Genomic DNA, 9,607 nt, shown 5'->3' with positions numbered 1-9,607 from the left:
GACCCGACGGGCCCCTCCTCGTACCGGCGACGGTCGTCAGCCGGTGGTGACCTTCTCGGCCGCCTCGGCGGCGGGGGCCGCCGGCGTGCGGCGGGACTGGACGGCCTGCTTCACGAAGGCGACCGCGACCACGACCGCCGCCACGCCCACCGACAGCAGCACGGTCTTGCGGCCGCTGCTCGCGCCCTGCGTGTCGGTGAGCATGTAGCCCAGGACGAAGACGATCAGCGCGGCCGTGGCCCAGGTCAGGTACGGGTACAGCCACATCTTCACGACGAGCTTCTCCGGCGCCTCGCGCTGCATGATCCGGCGCATCCGCAGCTGCGAGAGGCAGATGGCCAGCCACACGAACAGGGCGACCGCGCCGCTGGAGTTCAGCAGGAACAGGAAGATGGTGTCCGGGAACTTGTAGTTGAAGAACACGGCCACGAAGCCGAAGACGACCGAGGCCAGGATCGCCGCCATCGGCACACCGCGGGAGGTGGTGCGGGCGAAGGCCTTCGGCGCGTCACCGCGCTGGCCGAGCGAGAAGGCCATGCGCGAGGCCGTGTACAGACCGGAGTTGAGGCAGGACAGCACTGCGGTCAGCACGATGACGTTCATGATCTGGCCGGCGTGCGCGATCCCGAGGGAGTTCAGCGCGGCGACGTACGAGCCCTGCTTCTGCAGCGACGCGTCGTTCCACGGCAGCAGCGTCACCACGACGAGGATCGAGCCGAGGTAGAAGACGCCGATACGCCAGATGATGCTGTTGGTGGCCTTGGTGACCGCGCGCTGCGGGTCCTCCGACTCGCCGGCGGCCAGGGTGGCGATCTCGCTGCCCATGAAGGAGAAGACGACCAGCAGCACACCGGTGAGGATCGAGCCCGGACCGTGCGGCAGGAATCCGCCGTGGCTGGTGAGGTTGGAGAAGGACGCCTTGTCGGTGTGCGCGCCCGGCAGCACACCGAAGATCGCGAGCAGGCCGACGACGATGAACGCGCCGATCGCCACGACCTTGATACCGGCGAACCAGAACTCGAACTCGCCGTAGGAACCGACCGATACGAGGTTCGACGCGGTCAGCACCAGCATCACGATGAGGGCCCAGCCCCATTGCGGCACCGCCGGCACCCAGCCGGCCAGGATCTTCGCGCCCGCCGTTCCCTCGACGGCGAGGACGACGACCCAGAAGAACCAGTACAGCCAGCCGATGGAGAAACCGGCCCAGCGGCCGAGCGCCCGGTCGGCGTGCTCGGAGAAGGAGCCGGAGGCCGGGTTGGCGGCGGACATCTCGCCGAGCATTCGCATCACGAGGACGACGAGGGTGCCGACGAGGGCGTAGGACAGCAGAATGCCGGGCCCGGCCGCGGCGATGCCGGAGCTGGAGCCGACGAACAGTCCGGCGCCGATCACACCGCCGATGGCGATCATCGTCAGATGCCGGTTCTTGAGGCCTGCTTGAAGTCCGGAACCAGGAGGGGTCATGGACGGATTCCTTTGCGCCTGTTGAGCGGGGGTTCTCGTACGGAAAACGGGGATGCCGTTGCGGGGTCCGGTACGGGATTCGTACGAGCGGTGTACGAGTCGGTCCAGTGAATCCGAGGCGAACGAATTCGGGAACCTCTGAATCCGGATTGTTACTTGAGGTTCCCTTGAGGTTCTATGGCCCCGCTCACATCTGACGACGAAATCCGTAGGTTGGCGGGTGTCGTATGAGTCACCTCCGGATGCCTTGACGGACACCCCTCCGATGCCGTGGACCCCGGGCTGCTGCCCCCATTCCGGCGTGTCACACTCGTGTCATGCGCGTGTACCTCGGCTCCGACCATGCGGGCTTCGAACTCAAGAACCACCTCGTCGAGTGGCTCAAGGCGGCGGGGCACGAGCCCGTCGACTGCGGGCCGCACATCTACGACGCCCAGGACGACTACCCGCCCTTCTGCCTGCGCGCCGCCGAGCGCACGGCCGCCGACGCCGACGCCCTCGGCATCGTGATCGGCGGCTCCGGAAACGGGGAGCAGATCGCCGCGAACAAGGTGAAGGGCGTGCGCGCGGCGCTGGCCTGGAGCGAGGAGACGGCGTCGCTCGGCCGTCAGCACAACAACGCCAACGTGGTGGCCGTCGGTGCCCGCATGCACAGCACCGAGGAGGCGACCAAGTTCGTCGAGACGTTCCTCGGCACCCCGTTCTCCGGCGACGAGCGCCACATCCGCCGCATCGACATGCTGAGCGAGTACGAGACGACGGGCGACCTCCCCCCGGTCCCGGCCCACCACCCCCAGCAGTAACCCTCCCCTCCTCTACCACCTGCGCCCACCCTCGCCGATCCGCTCGGCGGCGGGTGGGTGCCGTGCGTGCCGGGCCCCGCGACCCCGACGAGGTCCGAAAGAGAGGTCCTAGGCTGAGGTGGTGACGGAGCCCGCCCTCCGGCCGGGCGAGACGGCCGGGCGGGCCGGGAGAAGAACAGGAAAGGACGGCCCGCCTTGCCGGAAGGGCACACCATTCACCGGTTGGCGCAGGACTACGCCGCCCGCTTCCAGGGCACGGCCCCCCGCGTCACCAGCCCCCAGGGCAAGTTCTCCGACGCCGCCGCCCTGCTGGACCGCGCCGAACTGACCGCCACCGAGGCCCACGGCAAGCACCTGTTCCTGCGGTTCCGCGACCGCGACTGGGTCCACATCCATCTCGGCCTGTTCGGCAAGGTCGGCTTCGGGGACGCCCCCGCGCCCCCGCCCACCGACACCGTCCGGCTCCGGCTCGCGAACGACCTGTCGTACGTCGATCTGCGCGGCCCCACCACCTGCGCCCTGATCACCGACGACGAGAAACTCGCCGTCCACTCCCGCCTCGGCCCCGACCCGCTCCGCCAGGACGCCGACCCGGCGGCGGCGTACAGGAGGATCAGCCGCAGCCGTACGACCGTCGCCGCCCTGCTCATGGACCAGAAGATCGTGGCCGGTGTCGGCAACGTCTACCGCGCCGAGGTCCTCTTCCGGCACGGCATCGACCCCTACCGCGCGGGCCGGGACCTCACCCCCGCCGAATGGGACACGATCTGGGCCGACCTCGCCGCCCTGATGCGCGAGGGCGTGCGCGACAACCGGATCGACACCGTACGGCCGGAGCACACCCCCGAGGCCATGGGCCGCCCGCCCCGCGTGGACGACCACGGCGGCGAGGTCTACGTCTACCGCCGCGCCACCCAGCCCTGCCACATCTGCGGCGACCACATCCGCACCGCCGGCCTCGCCGCCCGCAACCTCTTCTGGTGCCCCACGTGTCAGAAGCACTGACACTCCTTCGGGTGGGTTTACGGAATTCCGGTGCCTGAGCGAACCTGTGAACCCGAGCCCCGCACGGGGGACAAGCGGGACCTCCCGTGCCAAGGGACCGGTGCGATGGATAGGGTCCCGGACTAATGGCAGCAGGACGAGAGACGCGCGCGAAGGCCGACACGCTCACGGCCCGGTGGAAGATGCAGTGGCACCGGGCCCGCGTCGGGCTGCGCAGGAGCGCCGTGGACTACTTCCGCGGCGACGGCTCCGACTGGATCGCCTTCGCCGGACTGCTCCTGACCATCCCGGTCCTCGCGGCCCTGACCCTGTTCGACTCCGTGTGGTGCTCCCCGGCCATGCTCGTGCTGCCGATCGTCGCCGGCGGGCTGCTGCTGCGCCCGGCCAGCCTGCTCGGCCTGTACGCGACGGCGGCCACCGCGCTGATCGTGGAGTCGGTGCGCCTCGGCCCGTACACCGAGGGGGCCTCGCGGGTCACCCCGGGCGTCGTCCTGGTGGTGGCCGCGTGCGGCTTCTTCGGCCTGCTCACCGCCCAGTTCCGCAGCCGCGTCGGCGTGCCCTGGCGGCGCGGCGGCACCATGCTGTTCGACCTGCGCGAGCGGATCCGGGTGCAGTCCACCCTGCCCAAACTGCCCCAGGGCTGGCACCACGAGATGGCGCTGCGGCCCGCCGGCGGCCAGTCCTTCTCCGGCGACTTCGTCGTGGCCGCCCGCACCAACGGCGGCCGCACCCTGGAGGTCGTCCTCACCGACGTCTCCGGCAAAGGCATGGACGCGGGTTCTCGCGCCCTCCTGCTGTCCGGCGCCTTCGGCGGCCTCCTCGGCTCCCTGCCCCCGCACGCCTTCCTGCCCGCCGCCAACGGCTATCTGCTCCGCCAGGACTGGGACGAGGGCTTCGCCACCTCCATCCACCTCGTCCTGGACCTCGACTCGGGGGACTACGAGCTGTACTCCGCGGGCCATCCGCCGGGCCTCCAGCTCAGCGCCGGCAGCGGCCGCTGGGAGGAGAAGTCCGCCGAGGGGCCGCTCCTCGGCGTCTACGACGGCGCCCAGTTCGACTCCGTCAAGGGCTCGCTGCGCCCCGGCGACGTCCTGATGCTCTTCACCGACGGCCTGGTGGAGACCTCCGACCGCGACATCGTCGAGGGCATCGACCGCCTCACCGGCGAAGCCGACCGCTACGTCGCCGGCGGCTTCCACGGAGCCGCCTGGCACCTCATCGAGGCCGTCGCCAAGGACGTCAACGACGACCGGGCGCTGCTGCTGATCTGCCGTCAGTCACCGACGGGTCAGCCCTCCCGCTGACACCGGCCGCCGAAGCCGGTCCGTGCCGGGCTTTTGTCACGGAAATTCGCTGATCCTGTGACAGACCGGACCCGGACCCGCCCCCCTTGCGCCCGCGAGTTCATAATCGTATGCGGTATGCGACAGGGGCGGCGGGTGCCGCGGGAGCCCGTACGGGGGAGGCGACATGAAGTTCGACATGGGTGCGCAGACGCTCTCGACGCTGATGCGTGACTCACGCGGGTCGAGTCAGGATCTGGGCACGCTGATCCGGCAGTTGGTGCAGGCGGCGGAGCCGTTGGAGGGGAAGTTCAACGGTGCGGGGCGTACGGCGTTCGATCAGTTCAAGGCGCGTGCGGACGGCATCACGAAGGAGCTGAACGGCTCGCTGGCGGCGATCCTGGGCGGTCAGTCCGGGATGGAGGGCGCTTTCAGCTCGGGTGACCAGGAGCAGGGTGAGAACGCCAGGTCGCAGATGGGTGCCGCCAACTTCGACGCGGCGCGGTTCTCGGGCCGCTGAGTGCGCGCGGGTCCGGGTTGTTCTGAGTTCTTCGAGACGTCGGGTCTCTTGACGGGGAGTGGTGTGTGATGGCGGGTTCTGGTGCGGATCGCCGGTCGTACGACACAGGTGCGTCGGCGGATGTGCAGGGGAATCTCGCGGGGGTGATCGCGCAGTTGGAGTCGGTGATCGCGGCGCGGGACAAGCAGGTGAAGAAGGCGATGGCGGACTTCACGGCTGATGGTGTGGCGGACGAGTACCACGGCAAGGAGCAGCGCTGGAACAACGCCTCGCAGGAGGTGCGGAACATCATCCACCTGCTGAAGACGACGATGGAGAAGAACGACTCGACGGCGCATTCGACGCTGGCGAAGGCCAAGTCGGCGGTCGACGAAATCGGTTGACCGGGAGGCCGGTTCACGGGGGTGTGGCATGGCGGGCTGGGATCTGCGTCCGCAGGGCATCAGTCATGTGCTGACGACGACGGGGAAGACGGCGTCGCATCTGGAGACGCAGGCCAAGGATTTCGGTAAGCATCTGCAGTCGGCGGCGTCGAGCGCGGGCACGATCTCCGCGGGCGACGGCTCGGGCGGCTCCGGCGGTCAGGGCGGCAAGGGCGGCGGCAAGACGCAGGGCGGCCTCGTGGCGCTGGCGTTGTCGGAGTACGCGGAGCACGCGACCAAGGATCTTCAGTTCATCGCGGCGCGGGCCGGTAAGTCGTTGCAGGGCGCGGTGGACGCGACGACGGCTTATCTGGACGGTGACGAGGCGATGGCGGCGCGGGCGCAGCGCGCGGCGTCCACGCCCGGGGTGAAGATGCCGGGGGTGGGCAAGTCGTGATCAAGCCGGAGGAGATTCCCGAGTTCACCGGTGACCTTGAGCAGCTGGAGAAGGACTACGCCGCGCTGAAGAAGGACGCGGGGCAGGTCCGTTCCACGGGTTCGGATGTCCATACGCAGTTCCAGGGGCTGTCGGCGTACTACAAGGCCCCGGAGGCGGATCAGCTGTTCGCCTCGACGAAGCCGGTGTCGGACCGTGCGGATTCGTTCGGGACGGATCTGGAGACGGTGTCCTCGGCGTTGTCGGGGTACGCGGCGGAGGTCCGGCCGCTGGTGGCGAAACTGAAGCAGCTCAAGCACGATGCGCAGACCTTCGTCGACTCGGTCAAGGGCGACGACGACTGGCAGTACGACGAGGACAAGGTCAAGAAGAACAACCAGCTCCGCGACGATGTCACGGCGACGGTGGCTGCGTTCTGGGCGGCGGAGCGCACCTGCCACAACAAGATCACGGCGTTGTGGCACGGCACGCAGATGATCGCCGGTGACGGCAGCGACAAGAAGAACATGTACGGCTACAGTGCGTCCGACCTGAAGGGCGCGAAGGGGCTGCCGTGGGGCGATCCGGTGGAGCAGAAGCACCACTGGTACGACGTCGGGCACTGGGCGAAGTCGTTCGTCTGGGACGGCATCGTGGTGGACGGCATCTGGGGCACCGTCAAGGGGCTGGGCACGCTGGTCGGTGTCGATGGCTGGGACGCGATGAAGACGGCCTGGAAGGGCCTGGCGAAGCTGGCCACGGGGCTCGCCTTCATGAGCAACCCCGTGCTGGCGGCGGCGTTCTGGGCCACGCCGGACAAGTACATGCCCACCTGGCTGCGTGAGTCGCGCGACACGATGAAGCAGACCGGCAAGGCGTTGCTGGCGTGGGACGAGTGGGGCAAGAACCCCGCCCGCGCGGCCGGCGCGGTCACCTTCAACGTGATCACCGCGGTCTTCACCGACGGCGGGGGCGCCGCGGCCGAGGGCGCGGGCAAGGCGGGCTCGGTGGCCAGGGCGATCTCGTTCGCGGGCAAGGCCGGCCGGGTCATCGACCCGATGACGTACGTCATGAAGGGCGCGGGCGCCGGTCTGTCGAAGATCGGCGACATCAGCAAGGCCCTCCGGGGCGCCGGGAAGATCGACATCCCCGAGCTCCCCGACAACGCGATCACCCTGCCCGAGGGCACCGTGCACCTCCCGGACGGCACGGTCCGCCTCCCCGAGGGAGCATCGATCCCCAAGGGCGCCGTCGAACTCCCGGGCGGCAACGTCCGGTTGCCGCACGACGCGCCACTGCACCCGGCGGGCACGGACCCCCTGCACACCCCCGAGGGCGAGCCGCCGCTGTTCGCCGACGAACACGGCAACATCGTGGACCACAAGGGCGACGTCCTGATGCACCACGACGGCGGCCCCCCGGACGTCACCAGCCGGCCCACCACCGGCTCGGACGTCCCGCACACGCCGTCCCCGGCGAAGCAACCGGCCCTGGTCGGCGCGGCCCCTCACACCGCCGACACCGCGGGACACGTCGGCGAGCACATCAAACTCGGCGACAGCACCGGCCACAACGTGAGCGACGCAGGCCATATCCCCGACCACCCCACCACTCCCACGATCCACGCGGGCGACCACCTGCCCAGCGGGCACAGCGGCGACCACCTGTCCGGCGGCACAGCACACGAGCACGGGACCGGTCCTGTAGCCAGCCATGAATCGCCGCACAGCGGCCAGGGCAGTCACCACACGGACGGCCCCCTGGGACATGGCGACGATCCTCAGGTGGTACACCATGTTCCGGCCGCCGGTGGGCCCTCGGAAGTGACGGGCGGGCAGGGCCATGACCAGGTAGGAAGCCACCACTCCGGGGCTGGGGGCGGTCACGAGCCCCCGCACGTGGATTACAGCGAGGGGGGCGAGCGACCGTCCGCGCCGACTGGGCGCATGCAGCCGGACCAGGAGGCGATGGTTGCCGAGCAACTCGCACGCGCCAAGATGCCACCGGCGGATATCGAGAAGTCACTCGCAGGACTCCGTAGGAGTGAGTACGGAGCCGGGATCGCTAAATACATCAGTGACGGAAACCTTGCGGACCTTCCTGGCTACGACGATCTCCTTTCTCAATGCAAGCAGGTCAGCAAGCATAGCGATATGAGCCCTGCGGTCTATATGGCGATGGAACACGCCACAGATCTGCAAAATCGTGGTGTACAGGGGCTTGCACTGGAAATGAAGGTGCCGGAAGACGGACTGGACCTGGATGTATTGGTGAAGTCTGGCGACCGGATCGAATATGGTGCGCAGCTAAAGGACGTCGCGAGTGCGTCGGGACTCAACAGTGCGACGAGGGGTATCGCTGAGAAGCAGCTGATTGGTAGCATTGATGGCCAGAAGGTCGCCATTCTGGATGTGCATGACACCAAGGAAGCACTGACAGACAAGATCCTCGGACGCATCGCTCATCGCGCTAGGATTACGAACGCCACCTTCGTTTTGCGATTTGAGGATGGCTCGATCACCGTCCCGGCCAATGGCCCTACGTATCCGTGAGGAAGTAATCGATGTCCATGCTCATGCGTGCGCCGCGCGAATGTGCTTCCTGGTTTTGGGACTTGGAAGATTACGCCTCTCCCGGGTTGCGCTCGGCGCTCGGCACCGCTGCACGTATGTCGGCTGTTTTGCGGGACTACGAGCTACTGAAGCCGAGTGCCCTGGAGTGGCACTGGGTCATGCCAGGCAGAGGTTCGATCGCGAAGACTCGTCTGCAACTGCCGAAACCGCTCGATGGTGAGCAACTGGCGGAGAGTGTCGAAAATTTGCGCCCTATGGGTTTCCCGCAGGCCGAGTTCAGCGGATTTCTGGTCACCGGGCCGGGTATGTGGCTCGATGAACGTGGTGCGCAACGCCAGGAATACGGTCTGGTGGAATTGACGGTCTCTGCGGAGCCTCTGGGCCTGTCGGCCGATGTTGCCGTCCATCACGATATCTGGGGTCCGTTCGACTTCCGTGGCACACCGCATCCGGAAGTGCACCAGCAGAACGCCCCGCGGCTCGCCGCCGCGCTCAAGGATCTGGACGGGCTGCTCGGTGTGTCGGCTGAGCCCGGTCAGCCGACATACTTCGGCAGGGCCGAAGGCTACGGAGTCGGTGAGCCGGAGGTTGCGGACGGGCGCGGCCCGGACCTGACCGATCTGCTGTGAGGAGCGCATTATGACCGTCGCGATCGACCGGCATGGAGGGCCTGGCCCTCACTCTGTGAACTGGGCCGAGGCGCTTGGCGAAGACGTAGCGGCGGACGCGGAGTAGATCGAACGGCATCCTGGCAAGCTTGACTTCATGTTCAGCACGGCCCTGCTGCACTTGCAGGCTCGGTGCACCGTTGATCCTCGTGCGGCACGGCTCGAGATATGGGAAGCGACCGTCAGCGCCCTTCAGACCGGCTCGGCTCTGTTCGCTGCGACCGCCCAGGCCGAGGGCTTTGTCGACTGCCGTATCAACCACGAAATCCGGCACATTCCGGCACTGGGTCCCCGTCCGTACGCCGACGCCGGGAACTGGCTCACCACCTTGTGGCTCGCCATCGTCTGCCGCGATCAGAAACGCATGACCCACCTCTGCGAGATTCCGCTCGACCGGCTCCGGTCACCCGAGGGCCAGTTCGACGCATATGTCTACCACTGGGTGGCTGCCCTCCAGGCGTACGCCGGTGCCGCTGAGATTGAAAGGGTG

Annotated in this window: 10 protein-coding genes; 9 read left to right on the top strand and 1 reads right to left on the bottom strand. The window is 68.1% G+C overall.

Annotated features, from left to right (window positions below; genetic code table 11):
* Positions 1-36 precede the first annotated feature (36 nt).
* Entirely contained in the window at positions 37-1,467 is a 1,431-nt protein-coding gene (locus tag VT52_RS28365; protein ID WP_046428867.1) for an amino acid permease, read from the bottom strand.
* Positions 1,468-1,784: 317 nt separating this feature from the next.
* On the opposite strand from VT52_RS28365, the gene VT52_RS28360 reads away from it, so the two are divergent.
* From VT52_RS28360 to VT52_RS28320, 9 genes are all read left to right on the top strand, one after another.
* Positions 1,785-2,270 (top strand): ribose-5-phosphate isomerase, encoded by a 486-nt coding sequence (locus VT52_RS28360; RefSeq protein ID WP_046428865.1) that lies wholly within the window; start codon positions 1,785-1,787, stop codon positions 2,268-2,270.
* A gap of 195 nt (positions 2,271-2,465) precedes the next feature.
* Positions 2,466-3,275, top strand: a complete 810-nt coding sequence (locus VT52_RS28355; RefSeq protein WP_046428863.1) for an Fpg/Nei family DNA glycosylase — start codon at positions 2,466-2,468, stop codon at positions 3,273-3,275.
* Positions 3,276-3,400: 125 nt separating this feature from the next.
* Positions 3,401-4,579 (top strand): PP2C family protein-serine/threonine phosphatase, encoded by a 1,179-nt coding sequence (locus VT52_RS28350; RefSeq protein ID WP_046428862.1) that lies wholly within the window; start codon positions 3,401-3,403, stop codon positions 4,577-4,579.
* A 166-nt stretch (positions 4,580-4,745) separates the two neighbouring features.
* On the top strand, positions 4,746-5,078 hold the full coding sequence (locus VT52_RS28345; RefSeq protein WP_046428859.1) for a hypothetical protein: 333 nt from the start codon (positions 4,746-4,748) through the stop codon (positions 5,076-5,078).
* Between the two features lie 68 nt (positions 5,079-5,146).
* Complete coding sequence (locus VT52_RS28340) at positions 5,147-5,461, top strand: pore-forming ESAT-6 family protein (RefSeq protein WP_046428873.1); 315 nt, start codon at positions 5,147-5,149, stop codon at positions 5,459-5,461.
* A gap of 28 nt (positions 5,462-5,489) precedes the next feature.
* Positions 5,490-5,897, top strand: a complete 408-nt coding sequence (locus VT52_RS28335; protein ID WP_046428858.1) for a DUF6507 family protein — start codon at positions 5,490-5,492, stop codon at positions 5,895-5,897.
* A complete protein-coding gene (locus tag VT52_RS28330; RefSeq protein WP_046428856.1) occupies positions 5,894-8,428 on the top strand; it encodes a hypothetical protein in 2,535 nt (844 codons plus the stop codon). The genes VT52_RS28335 and VT52_RS28330 overlap by 4 nt, the downstream gene beginning before the upstream one ends.
* A gap of 11 nt (positions 8,429-8,439) precedes the next feature.
* Positions 8,440-9,078 (top strand): hypothetical protein, encoded by a 639-nt coding sequence (locus tag VT52_RS28325; protein ID WP_206306624.1) that lies wholly within the window; start codon positions 8,440-8,442, stop codon positions 9,076-9,078.
* A 136-nt stretch (positions 9,079-9,214) separates the two neighbouring features.
* Positions 9,215-9,607 (top strand): immunity 49 family protein (locus tag VT52_RS28320; protein WP_206306623.1); only part of this gene is annotated, 393 nt, incomplete at its 3' end.

Origin of the sequence: Streptomyces malaysiense, assembly GCF_000980885.2 — a bacterium.
GTDB classification, from domain to species: domain Bacteria; phylum Actinomycetota; class Actinomycetes; order Streptomycetales; family Streptomycetaceae; genus Streptomyces; species Streptomyces malaysiense.
Note: the sequence above shows the minus strand (reverse complement) of the source record. Positions and strands in the feature narration are given on the sequence as shown.

Coding starts and splice junctions, on each gene's coding strand:
- VT52_RS28350 (WP_046428862.1), top strand. CDS start 3,401: ATGGCAGCAGGACGAGAGACGCGCGCGAAGGCCGACACGCTCACGGCC.
- VT52_RS28335 (WP_046428858.1), top strand. CDS start 5,490: ATGGCGGGCTGGGATCTGCGTCCGCAGGGCATCAGTCATGTGCTGACG.
- VT52_RS28345 (WP_046428859.1), top strand. CDS start 4,746: ATGAAGTTCGACATGGGTGCGCAGACGCTCTCGACGCTGATGCGTGAC.
- VT52_RS28365 (WP_046428867.1), bottom strand. CDS start 1,467: ATGACCCCTCCTGGTTCCGGACTTCAAGCAGGCCTCAAGAACCGGCAT.
- VT52_RS28360 (WP_046428865.1), top strand. CDS start 1,785: ATGCGCGTGTACCTCGGCTCCGACCATGCGGGCTTCGAACTCAAGAAC.
- VT52_RS28325 (WP_206306624.1), top strand. CDS start 8,440: ATGTCCATGCTCATGCGTGCGCCGCGCGAATGTGCTTCCTGGTTTTGG.
- VT52_RS28340 (WP_046428873.1), top strand. CDS start 5,147: ATGGCGGGTTCTGGTGCGGATCGCCGGTCGTACGACACAGGTGCGTCG.